This is a genomic window from Burkholderia sp. HI4860 (genome assembly GCF_002223045.2).
Taxonomy (GTDB): Bacteria; Pseudomonadota; Gammaproteobacteria; order Burkholderiales; family Burkholderiaceae; genus Burkholderia.
Genome location: NZ_NKFO02000001.1, coordinates 1,342,766 through 1,364,627, shown reverse-complemented (window position 1 = coordinate 1,364,627; position 21,862 = coordinate 1,342,766). Strand labels below are relative to the sequence as shown.

The following is a 21,862-nucleotide window of genomic DNA, read 5'->3' as shown; positions in this document are numbered from 1 at the left end:
ACGGCGGGCAGCGCGCCCGCCGCTTCCCCGCCGCTACCGGGGTCGAGGGTGTTACGACTCGTCGCCGACGCGCAGCGGCGCGCGGCTCTGCTCGTTGTTCAAATGGACGAACTTGCGCAACAGGCGCACCAGTTCCTGCGAATCGTCCTCCCCCATCCCGTCGAACAGGCCGGCACGCAATTCCTTCACCGACGGAATCAGGTGCGTGAGCAGTTCGACGCCCGCCGGTGTCAGCAGCAAGCGGCGCTGACGCCGCGGCAGCACTTCGCGCACGATCAATCCTTTCGCTTCGAGCCGGACCGCGAGATCGGCGGTGGTCGACGTGTCGAGCGCGACCCGCTGCGCGAGCGTCACCTGATCGAGCCCCGGGCACTCGTACAGCATCCGCAGGACCGCGTACTGCACCGGCGTCACGTCCCGGCCCAGCTTCTCGTAAAACATCGCAACCGCGATCTGGTGCGCGCGCCGGATCAGGTGCCCGGGTTCGTCGTACAGATCGAGCGGGAAAACCGGCAGGTCGGCGGGATTCGTTTTTTCCATGAATGAGTCGATGACATAAACGGCGCATGCCGGTTGCACGCGCCGACGGCATGGCGCTGCCTCGCGCCATTTCGCGGGAAAACCAGTATACCGCCCGCCTTGCTCCCGCCAATCTCGATGAGTACACTGAATCTCATTCAGTACACGGAATGAAGAGATGCCGCGTACCGGCGGCATCGACCTGAAGGAGACGACGAACGTGTTTCTCAAGAATGCTTGGTACGTGGCGTGCACGCCCGATGAAATCGACGGCAAGCCGCTGGGCCGCCAGATCTGCAACGAGTCGATGGTGTTTTACCGCGCGGCGGACGGCCAGGTCGCGGCGCTCGAGGACTTCTGCCCGCACCGCGGCGCGCCGCTGTCGCTCGGCTTCGTGCGCGACGGCGTGCTCGTGTGCGGCTATCACGGGCTGGAAATGGGCTGCAACGGCAAGGCGGCCGGCATGCCGGGCCAGCGCGTCGGCGGCTTCCCGCCGATTCGCAGCTTCCCGGTGGTGGAGCGATACGGATTCATCTGGGTCTGGCCGGGCGATGCGTCGGCTGCCGATCCCGCCAAATTGCCCGCGCTGGCGTGGGCGGAAGACCCGGCCTGGGCCCACGGCGGCGGCCTGTATCACATCCGCTGCGACTATCGGCTGATGATCGACAACCTGATGGACCTCACGCACGAAACCTATGTGCATGCGTCGAGCATCGGCCAGAAGGAAATCGACGAAGCACCGCCGAAGACCACCAGCCACGGTGACGAAGTCGTCACGAGCCGCTTCATGGAGAACGTGATGCCGCCGCCGTTCTGGCAGATGGCGTTGCGCGGCAACGGGCTGGCCGACGACGTGCCGGTCGACCGCTGGCAGATCTGCCGCTTCGCGCCGCCGAGCCACGTGATGATCGAAGTCGGTGTCGCGCATGCGGGCCACGGCGGCTACGACGCGCCGGCCGACCTGAAGGCGTCGTCGATCGTCGTCGATTTCATCACGCCCGAGACGGACACCTCGATCTGGTACTTCTGGGGGATGGCGCGCAACTTCCGGCCCGACGATCACGCCCTGACGGCCGAGATCCGCGAAGGCCAGGGCAAGATCTTCGCCGAGGATCTCGAGATGCTCGAGCGCCAGCAGCTCAACCTGGAGAAGTGGCCCGATCGCAAGCTGCTCAAGCTCAACATCGATGCCGGCGGCGTGCTGTCGCGCAAGGTGATCGAGCGGCTGCTCGCCGACGAGCTCGCGTCGAGCCCGTCGCGGCCCGTGATTCCGGTCGTGCAGATCAAGGAGGCGTCATGAGCACCGCGACGCTGACGGTCCGCGTGGCCCGCAAGTGGCAGGAAGCACGCGACATCTGTGGCTTCGAATTCGTCAGCGATGACGGCTCGCCGCTGCCGCGCTTCGACGCCGGCGCCCATATCGACGTGCATCTGCCGGGCGGCCTCGTGCGCCAGTATTCGCTGTGCAACCACCCGGAGCAAGGCGACCGCTACCAGATCGCCGTGCTGCGCGATGTCGACGGCCGCGGCGGGTCGCGCGCCATTCACGACGCCGTCCGGCAAGGCGATACCGTGCGGATCAGCGTGCCGCGCAATCAGTTTCCGCTCGCCCCCGACGCACCGCACCACCTGCTGCTCGCAGGCGGGATCGGCGTCACGCCGATCCTCAGCATGGCGGAACGGTTGTTCTCGTCCGGCGGCGCATTCGACATGCATTACTGCGCACGCTCGACCGACCGCATGGCCTTCGTCGAGCGGATCAACGCGGCCGGGTTCCGTGATCGTGCCCGCTTCCACGTCGACGACGGCGCGCCCGAGCAACGCTTCGACCTGGCCGCCGTGCTCGCCGCGGCGCCCGAAGGCACGCACCTGTACGTATGCGGGCCGCGCGGCTTCATGGATGCGGTGTTGAGCGGAGCGCGCGAGCGCGGCTGGGCGGAAGCGCGACTGCACTACGAGTTCTTCGGCGGCGCGGTGGCCGCGTCCGGCGCGGATCGCGCGTTCCAGGTACGGATCGCGAGCAGCGGCCAGGTGATCGACGTGCCGGCCGAATGCACGGTCATCGCCGCACTGGCGGCCAACGGCGTCGACGTGCTGACGTCGTGCGAGCAAGGCGTGTGCGGCACATGCGTGACACGCGTGCTGCAAGGCGAGCCCGATCACCGCGACGCGTATCTGACCGACGAGGAAAAAGCCGCCGGCGACCAGTTCATGCCCTGCTGCTCGCGAGCACGAACCGACCTGCTGGTACTCGACCTGTAGACGGACACGCCCGACCCGAGGCGGCCCACCCCCACAATGGAGACGATCAATGGCGCAACCTGCCCGGCCATCAATCAACACTGCTAAATTCCCGGTCGACCGATGGTGGGTCGCCGCGCTGTCGTCCGAACTGACGGACAAACCCGTCGCCCGCACGCTGCTCGGCCATCCGGTCGTCCTGTTCCGGCTGCCGTCCGGGGAAGTCGGTGCGCTGGAGGATCGCTGCTGTCACAAGTCGCTGCCGCTGTCGTGCGGCTCGCTCGAAGCACGCGGCCTGCGCTGCGGCTATCACGGACTGCTGTTCGACCGCGGCGGCGCATGCGTGGAGATTCCCGGGCAGGACCGGATTCCGGCCAAGGCGTGCGTGTCGTCGTATCCGGTGCAGGAGCAGGACGCGATCGTGTGGATCTGGATCGGCGCCGACGCGCACGCTCGACCGACCTGCGCGCCGCCCCGCTACGCGTTCCATACGGATCCGCAATACCGGTTCGGCGGCGGCCAGTACCATTACGACGCGCCGTATCAACTGATTCACGACAACCTGATGGACCTGAGCCACCTCGGCTATGTCCACCTGAAGACGATCGGCGGCAACGCGCCGCTGCACATGGGCGCGGAAACGCGCGTCAGCAGCGACGGCGACACGGTGACGCTGGTGCGACGAATGCCGGATTCCGTCCCGCCGCCGACCTACACCGCCGCATGGCCGTTCGCGGCCCGCGTCGATCGCTGGCAGGAAATCGAGTTCCACGTGTCGCACATCCGCATCTGGACCGGCGCGATCGACGCCGGCACCGGCGACCTGCACGATCCGGCACGCGGCGGCCTCCACATGCGCGGCTTCCACGGCATCACGCCCGAAACGGAAACGACGACGCACTACTTCTGGACCGTCGCGACCAATCCGCAGCACGACGTCGAGCGCATCGCGCAAACGGTCATCGAGCAATCCGCGGCGACGTTCGACGAGGACAAGGCCGTGATCGAAGCGCAATACCGGAATCAGCTGCGCTTTCCGGACGGTCGCCAGCTCGACATTCACGTCGACGCGGGCCCCAATCGTGCGCGGCGCGTGATCGAGCGGCTGCTGCTGCAACCCGAGCCCGCGTAAGCATCTTGCCGGCGCACTGGCGGCGCCTGCCGGCCGCAGCGGGTGGTCGCCGAGGATGCCCATCAGCCCAGCATTCGCTTTTGTCCCATTCGCTACCGCCGGCTTCGATGCCATTCCATTTGATTAGTCATACTATTTGATGAAGGGTCTTTGACGTGAGCGCAAATATCCGCAATACGATCGACGAATCCCCGATGAGCGCGTTCCAGACGATGGCGGTCACGGCCTGCGTCGTGCTGAACATGCTCGATGGCTTCGATGTGCTGGCCGTCGCGTTTGCCGCGCCGCACCTGGCGGCCGAATGGAAACTGAGCGGCAAGGAAATCGGCCTGCTGCTGAGTGCCGGGCTGGCCGGCATGGGTATCGGCTCGGTGCTGATCGCGCCGCTGGCCGACCGCGTCGGCCGCCGCCGCATCATCCTGCTCTGCCTCGCCGTGATCTCGACCGGGATGCTCGCCTGCGCGGCCACCCACAGCACGCTGCAACTCGCCGTTGCGCGTGCGTACACCGGGCTCGGCATCGGCGGCATGCTGGCGAGCCTGACCGTGATCAGCGGCGAGTACGCATCGAACCGATGGCGCAGCGCCGCAATCGGCATGCAGTCGGCCGGCTATGCGATCGGCGCCACCGCCGGCGGCGTCATCGCCGGCTATCTGCTGTCGACGTGGGGATGGCGCAGCGTGTTCGCGTTCGGCGGCATCCTGACCTTGCTGTCGATCCCGATGGTGCTCGCGCTGCTGCCTGAATCGCTCGATTTCCTGCTGGCGAGGCGTCCGGACCACGCGCTGCAGAAAATCAACCGCATCCTCTCAAGAATGAAGCGCGCACCGATCGACGCGCTGCCGCCCGCGGCCTCGTCGATCGACACCGCAAGCCCCGCGTCGAGCTGGACGGCCGTGCTGCGCGCCCCGCTCGCGCGCCGCACGATCGCGTTGTGGATCGCGTTCTTCCTCGTGATGGGCAGCTTCTACTTCGTCGTGAGCTGGACGCCGAAGCTGCTTGTCCAGGCCGGGCTGTCGCCATCACAGGGCGTCACCGGCGGCGTCCTGCTCAACCTTGGCGGCATTGCGGGCGCCTCGCTCTTCAGCCTGCTGTCGACGCGCGTCGGCCTGCGCAACCTGCTGGGCGCGACCCTGCTGCTCGGCGGCGCGTTGATGGTCGTGTTCGGCGCGAACACCGGCTCGCTCGGCATCGGGATGACCGTCGCGGTGTTCCTCGGCGCGGTGATCAATGCGTGCGTGGCCGGCATGTATGCGCTGTCGCCGACGCCGTACCCCGCCGAAATCCGCACGACCGGCATCGGCCTCGCGGTCGGCATCGGCCGCCTCGGCGCGATCCTGTCGCCGATGACGGTCGGTGCGTTGCTGGACGACGGCTGGTCCGTGTCCCATCTCTATCTCGCGTTCCTCGTGCCGATGGCCGGCGCGGCAATCGCCGTCGCCGTAGTGGGCGAGCGTACCGCGGCACCGCGCCCGCAACGCGACCCGGCGATGTCGTAACACGCGACGCCAGCCGTCTCGCCGATACCTGTCGGCATCCCGGATTTGTCCGGGTCACCATAAAAATCGATAAGCATAACTACATACTGTTTGGAGACAGCCATGAAAAATAAACTGGGCGTCGCGCTCGCGACGGCAATGGCACTGGCCGGACCGGCCTGCGCGCAAAGCAGCGTCACGCTGTACGGGATCATCGATACCGGCGTGTCCTACTACAACAACGCCGCGCACGGCGGATCGTTCACGGGCATGCCGACGCTGACCGGCGAAGTGCCGTCACGGTGGGGGCTGAGAGGCACGGAGGATCTCGGCGGCGGCTACCAGGCCTTCTTCGTGCTCGAGAACGGTTTCCAGCCCGGCACCGGCGCACTGAACTACGGCGGGCGCCTGTTCGGACGACAGGCGAACGTCGGCGTGAATAGTCCGTTCGGCGCACTGACCCTCGGCCGCCAGATGAACATGTCGATGATCGTGCTGACCAATGCCGACGTGATCGGCCCGTCGATTCACTCGATGGCGGATTTCGATTCCTATCTGCCGAACGCGCGCAGCGACAATGCGATCGGCTACAAGGGCACGTTCCACGGCGTGACGCTCGGCGCCACCTACAGCTTCGGCCGCGACGCGGCCGGGCCGGCCGGGCCGTCGGCGACGGGCTGTGCCGGACAGGTGCCCGGCGACATCGTCGCCTGCCGCCAGTACACGGCGATGCTCGCGTATGACGCGAGCAACTTCGGGCTCGCCGCATCGCACGACGTGATGCGCGGCGGCGGCGGCGCGCTCGCGCCGCTGAACAATCCGGCGTACACCGACACGCGCGACATCGTCGCCGGCTACGTGAAGATCGGCCCGGCGAAACTCGGCGCCGGGTGGATCCGCCGCAACCTCGCGGCGGCCGAACACCTGCAGGCCGATATCGTGTTCGCCGGCGGCACGTACTACGCGACGCCCTACCTCGCGTTCGACCTGCAAGGCGTACGCTACCTGCAGCGCCGCGAAAACAGCGAAGGCGGCACGAACGCCACGCTGCTCGTCGGCCGCGCGAACTATTTCCTGTCGAAGCGGACGACCGTCTACACGTCGGTTGGCTACATGTTCAACAGCACGCTGGCGGCGAACGCGGTCGCCGCCGGCGGAACGGTCGGGACCGGGATGAACCAGCTCGGCGTGATGGCCGGCATCCAGCAGAAGTTCTGAACGCCGCCCCCCGCGCCGGCGCGGGGTCAGTTGGCGAGGCGGCAGTGCGAGAGCTTCAACCCCGGCAGCACCGGCGCATCGATATAGCCTTCGTTCACGCAGCTGAAGCGGAACGCCGCCGACGTGACGAACGGCTTGATCTCGCCGCCGGGGAATTTCGGCTTCAGCGCGTCCTGGTCGGCCACGTCGAAATGCGTGTCGAACTGCTCGCCGTCGGCCGTCAGCGCGCCGAAATAGGTGCCGCCCGGGTCGCCGCCCATCCGGATCACGGCGCCGACGAACAGGAGGCGCTTGCCGTCGTACTTCGTCTTCGCGGCGGCCATATCCTGCGTATAGGCCTCGATCACGGCACCGTAATGCGCGTCGATCGCGGGCTCGGTGTCCGACGCGGCGCAGGCGCTCTGGCAAACGCCCGCGAGCATCGTGCATGCCGCAAGCGCGGCCGCCGCGAACGGCGCGGAAATCTTCTTCATGGGTGGTCTCCCGTCTAGCGTGGTGGTTGAAGTGATTGAAGCCCGGCACTTGCGCCGGACGAATTCGCTTCCGTTGGTTTAATCGTTCGAATGGCGGAACACGGCTGCGATCACTTCTCCACCCGCATGGTCGTGTGCGGTGCGCAGCGTCGCGCTGAACGCGACGTGACAGGAAGGTGACATGGTGCGGCCCCCGGCTCTCTCATTGAATTTCACTGCGTTTGATTTTGGTCGCTACGGTAGCAGACGGCCAACGGCCCGGCAACCAAGGTCCCCGTGGCGCAGATCCCCTTATTACAATTGCAAATGATTCTCATTACGTGTATTATTCGCGTCCTGGTCATGGCAAACGCCGCGGCCCGCGCCCCGATCCTTAGCACTCCGTCCTGTATCGATTCATGCCATCCCGCCGAACACCCCGCCGCGCCCGGACCCTGCGTCCGTGGCGCACGAGCCTGCCTGCCCTGATTACCCTGTGCGTCGCGAGCGGCACGCATGCGTCCGCCGCCGAACGCGCTGACGACGAACGCGTCGCTGCCGCTTCCACACCCGCGCCGCCGGCCGCGCGCGAACTCCCGGCGATCAGCGTCAGCGCATCGGCAACCGCCGATCCGACGGTCGGCTATCAGCCGCGCACCACGAGCATCGCGGGCGGCGACACCCGTTCGATCAAGGAGATTCCGCAATCGGTCGCGGTGGTCAGCAGCAGCGTGATGCAGGACCAGCAGGCGCGCACGCTCGACGACGTGCTCGGCAACATCAGCGGCGTCACGCAAACGAACACGCTCGGCGGCACGCGCGACGCGTTCATCAAGCGCGGCTTCGGGTCGAACAACGACGGCTCCGTGCTCGTCGACGGCGTGCGCACGCCGGTGCTGCACAGCTATCTGGCGACGATCGACCGCGTCGAAGTGCTGAAGGGCCCGGCGTCGCTGCTCTACGGGATGCAGGATCCCGGCGGCGTGATCAACCTCGTCACGCGCAAGCCGGAAGACACGTTCGGCGGGTCGATCTCGGCCTCGCGCACGAGCCACGGCGGCAGCAGCGCGACGTTCGATCTCACGGGCCCAGTCGGCCACCCGGGCCAGGTCGCGGGCGGCACGCTCGCGTTCCGGCTGACCGGCCAGTACGACACGAGCCGCTACTGGCGCAGCTTCGGCCGCCAGCGCGACGCGCTGATCGCGCCCGCGCTGTCGTGGCACGACGCGAACACGTCGATCGACGTCAGCTACCAGTACGTCGACTACACGACGCCGTTCGATCGCGGCACCGTGCTCGTGAACGGCCAGCTCGACGATGCGCTCCGCTATCGCCGCTACGAGGAAGCGTGGTCGCAGAGCACCGGCATTCAGGAAACGCTGCGTGCGCGCGTCGAGCACCGCTTCTCCGATGCATGGCGCGTGCGTGCGACCTACGGCTGGGGCCGGGATCGCTACGATCAGTACATTACCCGCGCCACCACGTTCAACAGCACCACCGGCGCACTGACGCGCTCGTCCGATGCGAATCTCGGGCGCAACGACTCCGACCAGATCGCGACGCTCGGGCTGCTCGGCAACGTGACGCTCGCCGGGATGCACCACGCGATCTACATCGGCGGCGAATACGAGCGGCAGCGCAGCTTCCGCGGCGACACGATCCGCGGCAAGGCGACGAAGGGCTTCAATCTTTACGATCCCGTGTACGACCTGCTCGCGCCGGGCGGCATACCCAACCCGAAGCAAAGCGATTCGCGCTCGGTGGTGCATGCGTATTCGACGATCGTGCAGGACTCGGTGAAGCTCACCGACCGGCTCACCGCGGTGGGCGGGCTGCGCTGGGAAAACTGGCAGCAGGAATCGGGGATGGGGCGACCGTTCGTGTTCGCCGACCGCTCGCGCGGCACCGTGTGGCTGCCGCAGTTCGGGCTCGCCTATGCGCTCACACCGGCGTTGACCGCCTACGCGAACGTGAGCCGCTCGTTCAAGCCGAACGTCGCCACGAACGTCGCGGCGCCGCTCGCACCGGAATACGGCCGCGTGCTCGAGGCCGGGCTGAAGTTCAGCCTGAAGCAGGCGATCACCGGCACGCTCGCGGTCTACCAGATCGACAAGCGCAACGTCGCGGTCACGGTCGGCGATCTGACGTCGACGATCGGCACCGCGCGCTCGCGCGGGATCGAGCTCGACGTCGCGGGGCAGATCACGCGCCACCTGAGCGTGATCGGCAGCTATGCGTACACGAATGCGACCGATCGCGACAGCAACACGCCGCTAACCAACGTTGCGCGCCATACGGGCAGCCTCTTCGCGGTATACGACACGGCGATCGCTAACCTGCCCGGCCGCTGGCGCTTCGGCGGCGGCGCACGTCTGGTCGGCACACGCTCCGGCGACACCGCGAACAGCTTCACGCTCCCCGGCTACGTGACCGTCGACGCGTTCGCGGCGTACGAAACGACGATCGGCAAGTTCCCGACGCGCTTCCAGCTCAACGTGAAGAACCTGCTCGACAAGACCTACTACCCGTCGAGCAACAACAACCTGATCATCGCGGTCGGCGAGCCGCGGCTCGTCACGCTGACGACGACGGTGTCGTTTTGATGGGCTGATGCCCCGATGCGGGCATGGGCTGGCCGGCAAGCGGCGGCTCACCCGCAAACCCGCATCGGCGGCAGCGTTCCACGCTCACTCAGCCATTCCCCCTCTCCCTCTCAGCGCAGCACCCCGGCCACTTCACGACCGATCGATTGCTGCAAGCCCGTGCGCATCGCGTCGAACAACAACGCGGCGACGAAACACCGCTCTATCATCCGGCGCAACAGGAACGACGGCGAAGCGCCTCGTTGCTCTTCGCCAACACCCGCGCCAGATTCTTCTTGACCCGCATCCTGCGCAACACCCGACGCCATCCTCCGCACGCGTCCCCGGCCCCCGCTTCGCCGCCCGCAGGAATGCATCCGAGCAATGCAATTCCGCCGGCTCCAGAACCGCATCGCACGCCGTAATATCGCCTCCGGCCTTTTCCCAAGGCCACTCAACGCGCGTCGTCACTTCGATCCGCTCGCGCGTCCCGCCCCAACCACCCAGCGACCATGTCCCACTTCTCACTCATCCTCGTCGTCTCCCTGTTGAGCGCCTTTGGCCTGATCGCGTCCGACGTCTACCTGCCCGCGATGCCGTCGATGGCCCACGCGTTTTCGATCGACGCATGGCAGATGCCGCAGACGGTATCGGTCTACCTGATCGCGCTCGCCTGTGCGCAGCTGTTCTACGGCCCGCTCTCCGATCGATGGGGACGCAAACCGGTGCTGACGGCCGGCATCCTCCTGTACATCCTGGGCTCGATCGGCTGCGCAAGCGCCAGCGGCTTCGCGAGCTTTCTCGGCTGGCGCGTGCTCGAAGCGATCGGCGCGGCGTCCGGTCTCGTCATCGGTCGCGCGATCATTGCCGACACCTGCGACAAGAACGCATCCGCGAAGGTCTACAGCATCGTGTATCCGCTCGTGTCGCTGTCTCCGGCAATCGCGCCCGCGATCGGCGGATATCTGGCGGCATGGTTCGGGTGGCGCAGCGACTTCATGTTCGTCGCCGTGTTTGGCGCAGTGGCGCTCGCGCTCGTCCAGCTTCTCCTGAAAGAAACGCGGCCGGCCGTCACACCGGGGCAACATCGCGCCATCCCGCTGGCCGGCTTCGCCGACGTGCTCGGGGATCGGGCCTTCATCCGGTACACGCTCGTCGTCTGTGCGATCTATTGCGCGTGGTTCGTCTACCTGACGCAGTCGCCGTTCATCTTCTCCGGCCTGGGCCTGTCTGAACAGCAAAGCGGCTGGCTCTATCTGCCGCTGACCGCCGGCATCATTGCCGCCAACATACTCTCGCGCCGCATGCTCGACCGGATCTCCTACGATGCGATCGTCGTGGCCGGCGTCGGCTGCTTCGTGGCCGGCGGCATCGCGTTCGCGCTGTGCGAGTCGTCGCACATCAAGGGCATCATCGCGATCGTGTTGCCGATGTTCGTCGTCAGCCTGTCGAACGGATCGTCGCTGTCGCTCGCCGTGTCGGGCGCCATCGCGAGCGAACACGGACGTGCGGCCACGGCGTCCGGGCTCGTCGGCTTCTTCCAGATCGGCAGTGCGTCGCTCGCGGCCACCGTGTCCAGCGGCCTGCTCGGTACGGGCAGCCATGTGCTCGCGACGGCCATCCCGTTCTTTGCGATCGTCGCGGCGGTCGCGATCGTGCCTCGCTGGTATGCCATGCGACGCACGCTCTCGATGCGAAAAACCCTGCCGCGTTAAGCACCGGCACCGCGCCGCCGAGAGCACGACCGCTATCGATAGCGGTCGAATGAAGCAGCAATCTCGGCGGTAACGGCCCGAACGCGCGCCGTCCGGTTCAGGTCCGTATGCGACACGAGCCAGACCTGATACGGCACGGCTCGCGTCCTGTCGGGCCAGATTCGCACGAGCGAATCATCCTCCTGCGCCATATACACCGGCAGTTCACCGATGCCGATGCCCGACCGGATCGACGTGGCCAGCATCAGGCTCGAACTCACTTGCGCAACGATGCGCCCGCGTTCCATCGACTCGCCGCACAGCGTGTCGCCCTGGTTGGACGTGATGGAAGGTTGATAGACGACCAGGTCATGCCCGTCGAAAGCCGATCCGATCATGGGCGCGCCATGTGCATCCAGATACTCGCGGCTCGCGAACAGCCCGACCTCCCACTCGGCCAGCTTCCGGCGGACGAGATCGGGGTTTTCCGGCATCACGGTTCGAATCGCGAGATCGGCATCGCGCCGGGTCAGGTTGAGCACCTGTACCGACGTCGTCAGGATCACGTGTATCGCAGGGGATTTCTGTCGCAACGACCGTATCGCGGGCACGACGAAATCCATCGCGAGGGAGTCGGTCGTCGTCACCCGGACCTCGCCTTCGAGCCGATCGTCCGAGCCGTGGACGCGACGCTCGAAGTCGCTCGCCGCCTGTTCCATTGCTTCCGCGGCCTGCAGCGAATGCCCGCCGACCTGCGTCACGACATAACCGGACGACGTCTTGAGAAACAGCTTCGCGCCCAGCACCTTTTCCAGTGCCATCAGCCGTCGCCCCACGGTGGCCTGATCGACATCGAGCACGGCTGCGGCTTCGCGCAGCGTCCCGGTGCGATGAACGGCCAGAAAAACGCGGGCATCGTCCCAGTTCATGAATGACGCTCTCTCTCGGTAAGGCAGGGTTGTGTTGGTTGGCCGCAATTATACAAGTCGCCTTACCCATCCGATTTCAATAATCAGGTTTCCATATCAATACGGAAAATATCGTTCGACAAGCGCAAAATCCAGGCCGTGCCGTACGCGACCGCACGGCCTGCACACTCACGGATGCCAGCGATACACGATCATGCTGGTGCCGTTGTAGTTGTCCTTCGTGATCACGTATTCGCCGGTAGAGCGCAGGTACGCGCGGATCCCGTACATCGAATCGACGTCGTTACCGACGTCCATCGCCGACGTGTTCGAGTTGGTCAGCGTCGTCACGAGCGCGCCGGTGTTGAGATCGAACACGTCGACATTCGGCACCGTGTGCACGTAGCCGACGAACAGGTAGTGGCCGGCCGCCGCGATCGATTTCGGGTTCGCGCTCGTCAGGTTGATCACCGGGTTCGGTGCGGTCGTGTTGCCGTTCTTCCAGCCGTGATAGACCTCGATGTGCCCGTTCATCGCGGTCCAGTCCCAGTTGTTCGCCAGGCCCTGCGCGAGGATCATCGTGTCGCTGTCCGCCTGGTAGATGATCCGCGTCGTCGGCGCCACGGTGCTCGGCACCGGCGTCGTCACCGGCTTGCCCCACGACGGCTTGCCGGTCGCGTCGAAGCCCGTCATCGGGTAGCGGGTAATCGCGTTGGAGCCGTTCAGCCCGGCCCACACGTCGCCGTTGCCGTCGATGTCGAAACCGGTCGTGACCTGCAGCGTCGTGTTGAACGGCTTGCCCGGCAGCGAGCCGGCCGGATTGGCGATGTAGCCGGTCGCCGGCGTGAAGTAGTAGAAGTTGAAGTTGCCGGGGTTCTGGCCCGACGCGACGAGAATCCGGTTGCCGCCCACCATCACGAGCTGGCCAAAGTGCTGGCCGCGCTGGTAGTCGTTCATGTCGAGGCGCGGGTCCTTCGGATAGGTGAACGGGTCGACCGTGTTCGCGACGAACGTGCCGCCCGCCGAGCCCGTATACACGTTGTTGCCGCTGTAGAAGAACGCGCCGTCGGTCGCCGGGTCGGGCGCGGCGATCGCCTCGAAATTCAGCGCCTGCAACTTCCATTGCAGCGCGCCCGTCGGGCTGTACGCATGAAGATCGGTGCTGCCGTTGCGCCCGAGATCCCAGCCGCCGCCCCACGCGTTGTTCAGCACGTACAGGTTGCCGCCCGAATCCTTGCCGATGCCGACCACGCGCGTGAAGCGCTTGTCGCCCACCTGCCCCTTGATGCCCGAGGTCGTGTCGAGATAGCCGCCCTGCACGCCGAACGTGCCGATCTGCTGCGGCAATCCGGCGAGGCTGTAGAGCTTGATGTTCATGTCCGGGCCCTGGTCGCCCACCAGCAATTGCCCCGTCGACGCGTCGAAATACAGCGCCGACGGCCGCGCGCCGGCCGCCATCTGGATCGTGTTCATCAGCGTGCCGGTCGCGCTGTACTGCACGACCACGCCCGCGCTCATGCGCGCGACCCACAGGTTGCCCGCCGCATCGAGCGCCAGCGCCCCGGGCCCGGTCACGCCGATGTCGCGCTGCCAGACGCCGTCGGTCGTATAGACGCGCACGCGGTTGCCGTAGAAGTCGCTCGCGTACAGCAGGTTGCCGGCCGTCGCGAGGCCGGTGATCACGTCCGGGTTCTGGAGGCCCGTCCACGTGCTGACCGGGATACGCAGGTCGCGTTTGTTCGTACTGCGATCGTAGCGGCCGACGGAGCCACTGCCGAAGGTGCGGTTGTAGCCGAGCGCGACGAAGATCGACGTCGCGTTGCCGGTAATCGCGCCGCCCTGGAATTCGTCGTGGATACCGATCGTGCCCATCGTCTGGCCGTTCTGGTAGAGCGCGACGCCGCCCGCGTTCTCGTCCCAGCGCGACGACGTGTAGATCACGCCCTCGGGCGCGACCCACATCGAGCGCGCGGCATTGCCGACGTGCTGGGCCAGCGTACCGTACGTGTTCGCGAGCCAGTCGGTCGAGTATTGCGCCTGCGCGTGGCTCGCCGGCGCCAGCATTGCCATGCACATTCCCAGCAACGCCGCCCGAATTTGTTTCATTGACATGAATAATGCTCCCGAACGTTCAAGGGTCGACACTGTAAATCGCGGCACGTGAAATATTGGTGATTTCGGCTAAAGCACATGCGCCGCCCTCCCGAATTATTCACTCCGTTCTTTTTGCCGTCCGGCGCTTTTCCGTCAACGATGGTCAAACCCGCTAACCGCGCCGCAGCAGCTTGCCGGGCGCATGGTTTCGGCGCCTTTTTCCCCGGCATTTTCTTCCGGCTCACTCAATGCGAATGCGTCATTTTTCCTGAAACGCCCGCATGGTCTTTTTCATTCCCCGGAAATGGGCCAAATGATTACAAATCGAAATTGAAATGAAAGAGAAAAAATAATATCCGGCGCGATCGCGTTGTCGCGATTCGGCACGGCGGCATGCGGCGAAAGGAAGGAAGAGGAAAGCGGAATACGGCGGAGAAAACCCGAAAACCACGCGCCGGCCATGCCGGCACGCGGTCGCGATCGTTCAGTTCGCTTCGTCGAGCGTCGGACCGTCCCACCCGTCGAGGAATTTCGGCAGCATATCGACGACGTCGATCACGCGGTGCCGGTAGAACAAGTGCATCGTCGGCCGCAGGTCGCCGGGCAGTTGCCCGCCGTGCGCACGCGCGGCCAGGCTGTTCGGCACGACGCGCATGCCGAGCCGGTTGGTGCCGAACACGATCTCGCCACACGACGCGCAGTACGTGCGCGACATCGACTTTGCGGGATGCGGGAACGTCGCGCTTTCGCCTTCGACGTCAACCTGCTCGGGCGGCCACGCGGTCGCCGACAGCACCGGCGTGCCGTAGAAATCGCGGCAGGTCGCGCAATGGCAGTTCGCGCGCGCCGCCGGCTCGCCGCGCAACGTCACGGTGACGGTTCCGCACAGGCAGCTCGCGGAATGCGTTCGGGTCATGTCGCCTCCTCCAGGAAAGGAGGCGACAGTATAGGAGCCTGCGTGCAACGCTGCCGGCATCGACTGCGGGCAACGTTGCGGTCGCAACGATCGCTGCGCGTCAGAACTTCTGGCGCAGACCGAGGCTGACGATGGCCTGCGAGCGGGAATCGGACGAGTGGCCGTTCGCCTTGTCCGACACCGACGCGGTCGCGGCTACCGGCCGGCCGAGCGCGTCGAGCGTCGTGCCCGATGCATGCTGGTACGCGCCGAGCAGGTACACGCTGGTGCGCTTCGACAGGTCATACACGGCGCCGAGCGTGACGTTGTGATACTGCGCGCGGTCGTCCACGCCATCGACGTCGCTGCCGCGCGTGTAGCTGTAGCCCGCGAACAGTTGCGTCTGCGGGCGCACGTTCCAGCGTGTGAACACGCCCGCGACGTTGAACGTCGCGTGGCCCGTGAACAGCGACTGGCCGCCGCTGCGGTACTGCACGTTGCTGTAGTTCACGCCGACGACGGCCTGCCCGAAGTCGTACGTCGCGCCGGTCGCGATGATCTGCTGCGATTGCGCGCTCGCATAGCCTTCGTTGATCGACGAATTGAACAGCCCGTCGTCGGTGCTCTGCCACTTGCCGGCCGTCGGGTCGGTCGCCCCCGTCTTGCTGTTGTCCGACCGCTCGTAACCGACGCCGACGCGCAGCGGGCCCGCCGCATATGCCGCGCCGACGCTCCACGTGTTGCGCTGCTTCATGCTGCCCGGCTGGCTGCCGAAACCGTACAGCGCGCCGAACGTGAAGCCCGAGTAGTTGGCGCTCGTGTACTTGATCGAGCTGTCGACCCGCGCGGTCTGGTCGAGGTCGTCGATGTCGCCCGGGTGTGCGCCGAAGCCGCCGATGTACGACGACGGGCCGACCGGGCTCACGAAGTCGTCGAGCGACGTGTACTGGCGGCCGAGCGTGACCGTGCCGTAGCGGTCGCTGCCGAGGCCGACGAACGCCTGGCGGCCGAACTGGCGGCCACCCTGCCCCGACGTGCCGTTCGTGATGTCGAAGCCGTTCTCGAGGACGAACAGCGCGCGCATCCCGCCGCCGAGATCCTCGGAACCCTTGATCCCCCAGCGGCTGCCGGACAGGTTGCCGGTCGTGAGTCCGACACTCGAATGGCCGGTGTACGCGCCCGCGGAGCCGACCCGCTCGTTGCTGCGATAGGTCACCCCCGCATCGACGATGCCGTACAGCGTGACGGAGCTTTGCGCGGCGGCGATGCCCGCGAGCGAGAGCAGCAACGGGGCTGCGATCAGTTGCTTGTTCATGATTGTCGTGTCTCCGGGCGTTGAACCCGTTGTTCTGGCTGTCAGTTGCGAGCAGCGCGCGGGCGGCGAGATGTGCCGGCGGTGCGAGGCCGGCCGCGTCCGCGCGCGACGACGCGGCGGGCGTGCCCACTGCGGCCGCCATGGTAGATGGAACCGGTTCCCGTCGAAAGCACAATAATGAAAACAGTTTCTTGCCAAAATCGAGATAGTCGCGCAGCCGGCCGTGTGCGCAGCGCGTCGCACCTGTACAGTCCGGGCGGGCGCAACCGATAATCGAACGCGCGCCATCCACCGGGAGTGCCTTCATGCATGAGACGACCTTGCTGATCTTCGCCGCTGTCGCGTTCGTCGGTATCGCGACACCCGGCCCGACCGTGCTGCTCGCGCTGACCAACGGCTCGCGCTACGGCGTGCGCCGCGCGGCCTACGGCTTCGTGGGCGCGATGCTGTCCGACTTCGTGCTGATCGGCGCGGTCGCGCTCGGCCTCGGTGCGCTGCTGATGGCGTCGGCGTTCTGGTTCTCGGTGGTGAAGTGGCTCGGCGCCGCGTATCTCGCGTACGTCGGCATCCGGCTGCTGATGTCGAAGGGCTCGCTCGACGTCGCCGCCGCGCACGGTGGCGACACTTCCGGGCGCAACGCGTCGATCTTCGCGAAGAGTTTCCTCACGGCGGTGACCAACCCGAAGGGCTATCTGTTCTTCTCCGCCTTCCTGCCGCAGTTCCTGGATCCGTCCGCGCCGCTCGCGCCGCAATACGTCGCGCTCGCGGTCACGTTCGCGCTGCTCGACGGGGTCGTGATGTTCGGCTACGCGCTGCTCGGCGCACGCGCGGTGCGGTTGCTGAAGCGCGCGGGGGCGCTGTGGCTCGAACGCACGTGCGGCGCGATGCTGCTCGCGCTCGCCGGGTCGCTGGCGCTGTATCGGCGTCATGCGGCATAGGCGCGGATGCCGATGAAAATCGCTGCGCCGCCCCGCTCCGGCTTTCCCGGCCTGTCGCTCCGCCAGATCGAACGCGCCGACCTCGGCGCGTGGCACGCATACCTGACGAACCCCGACGTCTACCGCCATACGAGCTGGAACCTGCGCTCGCCCGACGATCTGCTGCCACTGTTCGACGCCATCGAATCGACGGATCCCGATTCGATCCGGCGTCTCGCCGTGATCGACGACGCATCGGGCGTGCTCGCCGGGACGATCGGCCTGCATACCGTCTCGACCGTGAACCGCTCGGCGGAGATCGCATACGATCTCGCGCCGTCGCACTGGGGGCGCGGGATCGCGAGCGCACTGTGTACGTCCGTCACCGAGTGGGCATTCGCCGAGGGCTTCATGCGCATGCAGGCCGTCGTGCTGACCAGCAACGCAGGCTCCGCGCGCGTGCTGCAGAAATGCGGCTACCGCTACGAAGGGCTGTTGCGCGCGTACAAGATGGTGCGCGGCACGCCGGGCGATTTCGCGATGTACGCGCGCCTCGCGACCGACTGACACACCACCCGCGGCGTCACGTCAAACCGCTCACCGCGTCGCATGCGCGCGCCATTGGACGACCTGCGCCGAATTGGCGACAATCGCCGTTCCCTTCCCCGACGACCCACCATGAAAATCGCCGCGCTGTCCGACATCCACGGCAACCTCGCCGCACTCGACGCGGTGCTCGACGACGTCCGCCGCCGCGGCGCCGACGTGATCGTCAATCTCGGCGACATCCTGTCCGGCGCGCTCCATCCGCCCGAAACGGCCGACCGCCTGATCGCGCTCGACCTGCCGACCATCAAGGGCAATCACGAACGGCAACTGCTCACCGGCGATCGCGAGTCGATGCGGCTGTCGGATCGCTGGGCGCACGACACGCTGCGCGCCGATCATCTGGAATGGATCGCCGCGCTGCCCGAACGCATGACGCTCGGCGACGATGTGCTGATGGTGCACGGCACGCCCGACAGCGACCTCGTCTATTTCCTCGAAACGGTCACGCCCGACGGCTGCCGCGCGGCCACGCCCGATGAAATCGCGCAGCGCGCGGGCGACGAACCGGCATCGCTGATCCTGTGCGGCCACACGCATATCCCGCGTACCGCCAGGCTCGACGACGGCCGGCTGATCGTCAACCCGGGCAGCGTCGGGCTGCAGGCCTACACGGACGACCTGCCGCATCCGCACCGCATCGAGACGGGCTCGCCGCATGCGCGCTACGCGATGGTGTCGCGCACGGCCACCGGCTGGAACGTCGAATTCCATGCAGTCGAATACGACTGGCACACGGCAGCCGCCACCGCGGCCTCGCGCGGACGCGACGACTGGACCGTCGCGCTGCGCACCGGCCGGTGCTGATGCGCCCGGCTCACGTCGCGCGCCCTTCCGCTTCACTTCACTCACCGGGAAACCGCACCGCCATGCCCGTTCCGTCGCAACTGCTCTTCCTGCCCGGCGCATCGGGCAGCACCGCTTTCTGGCAACCGCTCGCCGGCCTTCTCACGCATCCGGCCGAGCGCCGCATCGTCGGCTACCCGGGCTTCGGCGACACGCCGCACGATCCGGCCGTCGACGATTTCGACAGCCTCGTGCGTCATGTGCTGGAAACGATCGACCGGCCGACCGCCGTGATCGCGCAGTCGATGGGCGGCGTGATCGCGATGCGCGCGGCGCTCGACAAACCCGCACTGATCACGCACCTCGTGCTGACGGTCACGTCCGGCGGCCTCGACATGGCCGGGCTCGGCGCGCAGGACTGGCGCACCGGTTTCGCGGAAGCGAACCCGCAGCTTCCCGACTGGTTCCTGACGTTCCGTGCCGACCTGTCGCAGGAGATCGGGCGCATCGCACAGCCGACGCTGCTGCTGTGGGGCGACGACGATCCGATCAGCCCCGTCGCGGCCGGCCGGCGCCTGCTCGAACGGCTGCCCGATGCGCAGTTGCATGTCGTGCCGGGCGGCCGGCACGATCTCGCAGCCGTGCATGCAACGACGCTCGCGCCGCTCGTCGATGCGCATCTGCAGCGCGGGTGACGTCGCGCGCGTCGGCTTCAGCACCAACCTGAACCCGCGGCGCTCACACGCCGCACGCTGTCACCCCGCATTCCTCAACGTCAGCCGCGCCTCGAGCCCGCCACCGTCCGCCCGGTTGCTCAGCGTGAGCGTGCCGCCCATCGCCAGCGCGAGCTGCCGCGCGATCGCGAGGCCGAGCCCCGTGCCGCCCGTCTCGCGGTTGCGCGACGTCTCCACGCGCCGGAACGGCTCGAACACCGCGTCGAGCTGATCGTCCGGAATGCCGGGCCCGCGGTCGAGCACGGCGATCACCGCGCCGCCGTCCGGCGCGGCGTGCACGTCGATCTCGGCCGCGCCCGCGAACTTCAGCGCGTTGTCGACGAGGTTGCCGACGATGCGGCGCAGCGCCTTCGGCCGGGTGACGAGCGCGAGCGGCGCGCGGCTGTGCAGCGCGACGTCCTGCCCCGCATCCGTGTAGTCGCACACGATACTGTCGAGCAGCGCATCGAGATCGATACGGCGCGCGGCTTCCTCGTTGCCGTGCAGCGTCCGCGCGTACGCGACGCCCTCCTTCACCAGATGCTCCATCTCGAGCAGGTCCTGGCGCAGCTTCGCGCCCTGCGCGTCGTCCTCCATCATGTCGGCGCGCAAGCGCATCCGCGTGATCGGCGTCTGCAGGTCGTGCGAGATCGACGCGAGAATCTGCATCCGCTCGGCCATGTACTGCGCGATGCGATCCTGCATCGCGTTGAACGCCCGGGCGGCGCGCGCGACTTCCGACGGCCCGCCCTCGTTCAGCCGCTCGCCCTTCAGGTCGGGGCCGAGCGCATCGGCGGCCTGCGCGAGCTGCTTGAGCGGCCGCGTCGCGAGCCGCACCGCGAGCCAGCAGCACGCGGCCAGCACCGCCAGCTGCAGCACGAGCACGACCGGCAGCCAGCCCGACAGCGGCACCGTCGACATCGGATGGATGTCGATCGTCAGCGGCGATCCGTCGGTCAGCCGCAGATGCACCTGCAGATGTTCGCGGTCGCCGGGAATCGCGTTCGCGGTCAACGGGTAGTCGCCGCCGATGCCGTCGGAAATCGAGCGCTCGACGCGCGCCGACAGCCGCGCTTCCGGCGGCGTGCCGGTCTCGCCGGGCCCGAGGATGAACGCGTAGCTGCGCCGCGCAAGGCGCGGCACCCACGCGGCCCGCTCGGCGGGCGGCAGGTGGTCGAGCAGCGCGACCGAGCTCGCGACCTCGCGCTCGATGTAGCCCATCATCAGGTTGGTGGTCGCCTGGTCGCGCTCGGTCACGGTGAGCCAGAACGACAGCGTCTGCGCGAGCGCGAGGCCCACGCACAGGATCAGCGCGAGCCGCGCGAACAGCGAGCGCGGCCAGTGCCACGGGATGCGCGCGCTCATGGCGCACCGTCGACGGCGGTCACGGCCGACGAGAACACATAGCCCTCGTTGCGCAGCGTCTTGATGTAGCGCGGTTCGCGCGCACCGTCGCGCAGGCGCTGGCGCAGCCGGCTCACGAGCAGGTCGATCGACCGGTCGAACGGATCGGATTGCCGACCCTGCGTGAGATTGAGCAACTGGTCGCGCGTCAGCACGCGCTGCGGGTTGTCGAGGAACACGCGCAGCAGCCGGTATTCGGCGCCGCTCAGCGCGACCAGCGTGCCTTCCGCATCGAGCAGGTGGCGCCCGGTCGTGTCGAGCCGCCATTCTCCGAACGCGAGCATCTCAGCCGTTTCCGTCACTTGCATGCCGGGCGGCAGCATGCGCGCGCGGCGCAGCACCGAGCGGATCCGCGCGAGCAGCTCGCGCACCGCGAACGGCTTGGCCAGGTAGTCGTCGGCGCCCATCTCGAGGCCGATGATGCGGTCGGTTTCCTCGCCGCGCGCAGTCAGCATCAGCACGGGCACCGTGCGGAACTTGCCGGCGCGCAGGTCGCGGCACAGCGTGAGGCCGTCCTCGCCCGGCATCATCAGGTCGAGCACGATCAGGTCGGGCGCGCCGTCGTCCAGCACGTTGCGCATCTCGCGGCCGTTCGCGGCCAGCGACACGCGCATGCCGTTCTTCTCCAGGTAATCCGCGATCAGTTCGCGGATCGCGCGGTCGTCGTCGACGATCAGCACGTGGTCGATCTTGTCCATGAGTCGTGGTCGGTGTCGAGGTAGTCGGGCAGGTGATGTCCGCTTTTATACCGCACGGCGGGCATCCGTTTGTATCCCAATGTATCGCGCCGCCGTGACGACACACAACATTGCACACGCGTGGCTCGCCGGACACATCGCAGATACGTCGGCGCCGCTTAATGGGGCCTGTCGAAACCCGTCCGGCCGCCGCCACCGCGCGGCGGCCTC

General features: G+C 67.1%; 21 protein-coding genes. 12 read left to right on the top strand and 9 right to left on the bottom strand.

Annotation, left to right across the window (positions count from 1 at the left end; genetic code table 11):
• Positions 1-51 precede the first annotated feature (51 nt).
• Entirely contained in the window at positions 52-540 is a 489-nt protein-coding gene (locus tag CFB34_RS06125) for a MarR family winged helix-turn-helix transcriptional regulator (RefSeq protein WP_089426730.1), read from the bottom strand.
• Between the two features lie 199 nt (positions 541-739).
• Between CFB34_RS06125 and CFB34_RS06120 the strand changes: the two genes are divergently transcribed.
• From CFB34_RS06120 to CFB34_RS06100, 5 genes are all read left to right on the top strand, one after another.
• Positions 740-1,819 carry an aromatic ring-hydroxylating dioxygenase subunit alpha gene (locus tag CFB34_RS06120; protein ID WP_089441789.1) on the top strand — a complete coding sequence of 360 codons (1,080 nt, stop codon included), beginning with the start codon at positions 740-742 and terminating at the stop codon, positions 1,817-1,819.
• Positions 1,816-2,781, top strand: a complete 966-nt coding sequence (locus CFB34_RS06115) for a PDR/VanB family oxidoreductase (RefSeq protein WP_089441653.1) — start codon at positions 1,816-1,818, stop codon at positions 2,779-2,781. Before CFB34_RS06120 ends, CFB34_RS06115 begins: the two co-directional genes overlap by 4 nt.
• A gap of 49 nt (positions 2,782-2,830) precedes the next feature.
• Entirely contained in the window at positions 2,831-3,892 is a 1,062-nt protein-coding gene (locus CFB34_RS06110) for a Rieske 2Fe-2S domain-containing protein (protein WP_089441652.1), read from the top strand.
• 155 nt (positions 3,893-4,047) lie between these two features.
• Positions 4,048-5,391 carry an MFS transporter gene (locus CFB34_RS06105; protein ID WP_089441651.1) on the top strand — a complete coding sequence of 448 codons (1,344 nt, stop codon included), beginning with the start codon at positions 4,048-4,050 and terminating at the stop codon, positions 5,389-5,391.
• Positions 5,392-5,493: 102 nt separating this feature from the next.
• The gene (locus tag CFB34_RS06100; protein WP_089441650.1) at positions 5,494-6,588 is read left to right on the top strand and encodes a porin; all 1,095 of its coding nucleotides are present in this window, start codon (positions 5,494-5,496) and stop codon (positions 6,586-6,588) included.
• A gap of 26 nt (positions 6,589-6,614) precedes the next feature.
• Here the strand turns inward: CFB34_RS06100 and CFB34_RS06095 are convergent, their stop codons facing one another.
• A complete protein-coding gene (locus tag CFB34_RS06095) occupies positions 6,615-7,061 on the bottom strand; it encodes a hypothetical protein (protein WP_089441649.1) in 447 nt (148 codons plus the stop codon).
• A 398-nt stretch (positions 7,062-7,459) separates the two neighbouring features.
• On the opposite strand from CFB34_RS06095, the gene CFB34_RS06090 reads away from it, so the two are divergent.
• Positions 7,460-9,643, top strand: a complete 2,184-nt coding sequence (locus CFB34_RS06090; protein WP_089441648.1) for a TonB-dependent siderophore receptor — start codon at positions 7,460-7,462, stop codon at positions 9,641-9,643.
• A 110-nt stretch (positions 9,644-9,753) separates the two neighbouring features.
• On the opposite strand, the gene CFB34_RS06085 is transcribed toward CFB34_RS06090, so the two are convergent.
• The gene (locus CFB34_RS06085) at positions 9,754-9,951 is read right to left on the bottom strand and encodes a hypothetical protein (RefSeq protein ID WP_143329482.1); all 198 of its coding nucleotides are present in this window, start codon (positions 9,949-9,951) and stop codon (positions 9,754-9,756) included.
• Positions 9,952-10,134: 183 nt separating this feature from the next.
• On the opposite strand from CFB34_RS06085, the gene CFB34_RS06080 reads away from it, so the two are divergent.
• Positions 10,135-11,337, top strand: coding sequence for a multidrug effflux MFS transporter (locus tag CFB34_RS06080; RefSeq protein WP_089441647.1), 1,203 nt, complete (start codon positions 10,135-10,137; stop codon positions 11,335-11,337).
• Between the two features lie 32 nt (positions 11,338-11,369).
• Here CFB34_RS06080 and CFB34_RS06075 read toward each other — a convergent pair whose 3' ends face one another.
• Both CFB34_RS06075 and CFB34_RS06070 read right to left on the bottom strand, forming a co-directional pair.
• Positions 11,370-12,245: a LysR family transcriptional regulator gene (locus CFB34_RS06075; RefSeq protein WP_089441646.1), complete on the bottom strand. Its 876-nt coding sequence runs from the start codon at positions 12,243-12,245 to the stop codon at positions 11,370-11,372.
• Positions 12,246-12,413: 168 nt separating this feature from the next.
• A complete protein-coding gene (locus CFB34_RS06070) occupies positions 12,414-14,336 on the bottom strand; it encodes an SMP-30/gluconolactonase/LRE family protein (protein WP_089441645.1) in 1,923 nt (640 codons plus the stop codon).
• 78 nt (positions 14,337-14,414) lie between these two features.
• Here CFB34_RS06070 and CFB34_RS06065 point away from each other — a divergent pair, with 78 nt between their 5' ends.
• Entirely contained in the window at positions 14,415-14,657 is a 243-nt protein-coding gene (locus CFB34_RS06065) for a hypothetical protein (RefSeq protein ID WP_179243758.1), read from the top strand.
• A 145-nt stretch (positions 14,658-14,802) separates the two neighbouring features.
• On the opposite strand, the gene CFB34_RS06060 is transcribed toward CFB34_RS06065, so the two are convergent.
• Entirely contained in the window at positions 14,803-15,234 is a 432-nt protein-coding gene (locus CFB34_RS06060; protein WP_089441644.1) for a GFA family protein, read from the bottom strand.
• A gap of 100 nt (positions 15,235-15,334) precedes the next feature.
• Positions 15,335-16,528: a porin gene (locus CFB34_RS06055; protein ID WP_089441643.1), complete on the bottom strand. Its 1,194-nt coding sequence runs from the start codon at positions 16,526-16,528 to the stop codon at positions 15,335-15,337.
• 305 nt (positions 16,529-16,833) lie between these two features.
• Between CFB34_RS06055 and CFB34_RS06050 the strand changes: the two genes are divergently transcribed.
• From CFB34_RS06050 to CFB34_RS06035, 4 genes are all read left to right on the top strand, one after another.
• Positions 16,834-17,466 carry a LysE family translocator gene (locus CFB34_RS06050; RefSeq protein WP_089441641.1) on the top strand — a complete coding sequence of 211 codons (633 nt, stop codon included), beginning with the start codon at positions 16,834-16,836 and terminating at the stop codon, positions 17,464-17,466.
• Between the two features lie 12 nt (positions 17,467-17,478).
• A complete protein-coding gene (locus CFB34_RS06045; protein ID WP_089441788.1) occupies positions 17,479-18,012 on the top strand; it encodes a GNAT family protein in 534 nt (177 codons plus the stop codon).
• A gap of 111 nt (positions 18,013-18,123) precedes the next feature.
• The gene (locus CFB34_RS06040; RefSeq protein WP_089441640.1) at positions 18,124-18,858 is read left to right on the top strand and encodes a metallophosphoesterase family protein; all 735 of its coding nucleotides are present in this window, start codon (positions 18,124-18,126) and stop codon (positions 18,856-18,858) included.
• Positions 18,859-18,920: 62 nt separating this feature from the next.
• Positions 18,921-19,532 carry an alpha/beta fold hydrolase gene (locus CFB34_RS06035; protein ID WP_089441639.1) on the top strand — a complete coding sequence of 204 codons (612 nt, stop codon included), beginning with the start codon at positions 18,921-18,923 and terminating at the stop codon, positions 19,530-19,532.
• A gap of 60 nt (positions 19,533-19,592) precedes the next feature.
• Here the strand turns inward: CFB34_RS06035 and CFB34_RS06030 are convergent, their stop codons facing one another.
• Complete coding sequence (locus CFB34_RS06030; protein WP_089441638.1) at positions 19,593-20,915, bottom strand: ATP-binding protein; 1,323 nt, start codon at positions 20,913-20,915, stop codon at positions 19,593-19,595.
• The gene (locus CFB34_RS06025; protein ID WP_089426714.1) at positions 20,912-21,652 is read right to left on the bottom strand and encodes a response regulator; all 741 of its coding nucleotides are present in this window, start codon (positions 21,650-21,652) and stop codon (positions 20,912-20,914) included. Before CFB34_RS06025 ends, CFB34_RS06030 begins: the two co-directional genes overlap by 4 nt.
• Between the last annotated feature and the right edge of the window lie 210 nt (positions 21,653-21,862).

Excerpts from the sequence above, each read along its gene's own strand:
- CFB34_RS06125 (WP_089426730.1), bottom strand. The coding sequence starts at position 540 with ATGGAAAAAACGAATCCCGCCGACCTGCCGGTTTTCCCGCTCGATCTG.
- CFB34_RS06115 (WP_089441653.1), top strand. The coding sequence starts at position 1,816 with ATGAGCACCGCGACGCTGACGGTCCGCGTGGCCCGCAAGTGGCAGGAA.
- CFB34_RS06110 (WP_089441652.1), top strand. The coding sequence starts at position 2,831 with ATGGCGCAACCTGCCCGGCCATCAATCAACACTGCTAAATTCCCGGTC.
- CFB34_RS06100 (WP_089441650.1), top strand. The coding sequence starts at position 5,494 with ATGAAAAATAAACTGGGCGTCGCGCTCGCGACGGCAATGGCACTGGCC.
- CFB34_RS06095 (WP_089441649.1), bottom strand. The coding sequence starts at position 7,061 with ATGAAGAAGATTTCCGCGCCGTTCGCGGCGGCCGCGCTTGCGGCATGC.
- CFB34_RS06090 (WP_089441648.1), top strand. The coding sequence starts at position 7,460 with ATGCCATCCCGCCGAACACCCCGCCGCGCCCGGACCCTGCGTCCGTGG.
- CFB34_RS06085 (WP_143329482.1), bottom strand. The coding sequence starts at position 9,951 with ATGGCGTCGGGTGTTGCGCAGGATGCGGGTCAAGAAGAATCTGGCGCG.
- CFB34_RS06080 (WP_089441647.1), top strand. The coding sequence starts at position 10,135 with ATGTCCCACTTCTCACTCATCCTCGTCGTCTCCCTGTTGAGCGCCTTT.
- CFB34_RS06075 (WP_089441646.1), bottom strand. The coding sequence starts at position 12,245 with ATGAACTGGGACGATGCCCGCGTTTTTCTGGCCGTTCATCGCACCGGG.
- CFB34_RS06070 (WP_089441645.1), bottom strand. The coding sequence starts at position 14,336 with ATGTCAATGAAACAAATTCGGGCGGCGTTGCTGGGAATGTGCATGGCA.
- CFB34_RS06065 (WP_179243758.1), top strand. The coding sequence starts at position 14,415 with ATGCGCCGCCCTCCCGAATTATTCACTCCGTTCTTTTTGCCGTCCGGC.
- CFB34_RS06060 (WP_089441644.1), bottom strand. The coding sequence starts at position 15,234 with ATGACCCGAACGCATTCCGCGAGCTGCCTGTGCGGAACCGTCACCGTG.
- CFB34_RS06055 (WP_089441643.1), bottom strand. The coding sequence starts at position 16,528 with ATGAACAAGCAACTGATCGCAGCCCCGTTGCTGCTCTCGCTCGCGGGC.
- CFB34_RS06050 (WP_089441641.1), top strand. The coding sequence starts at position 16,834 with ATGCATGAGACGACCTTGCTGATCTTCGCCGCTGTCGCGTTCGTCGGT.
- CFB34_RS06045 (WP_089441788.1), top strand. The coding sequence starts at position 17,479 with ATGAAAATCGCTGCGCCGCCCCGCTCCGGCTTTCCCGGCCTGTCGCTC.
- CFB34_RS06040 (WP_089441640.1), top strand. The coding sequence starts at position 18,124 with ATGAAAATCGCCGCGCTGTCCGACATCCACGGCAACCTCGCCGCACTC.
- CFB34_RS06035 (WP_089441639.1), top strand. The coding sequence starts at position 18,921 with ATGCCCGTTCCGTCGCAACTGCTCTTCCTGCCCGGCGCATCGGGCAGC.
- CFB34_RS06030 (WP_089441638.1), bottom strand. The coding sequence starts at position 20,915 with ATGAGCGCGCGCATCCCGTGGCACTGGCCGCGCTCGCTGTTCGCGCGG.
- CFB34_RS06025 (WP_089426714.1), bottom strand. The coding sequence starts at position 21,652 with ATGGACAAGATCGACCACGTGCTGATCGTCGACGACGACCGCGCGATC.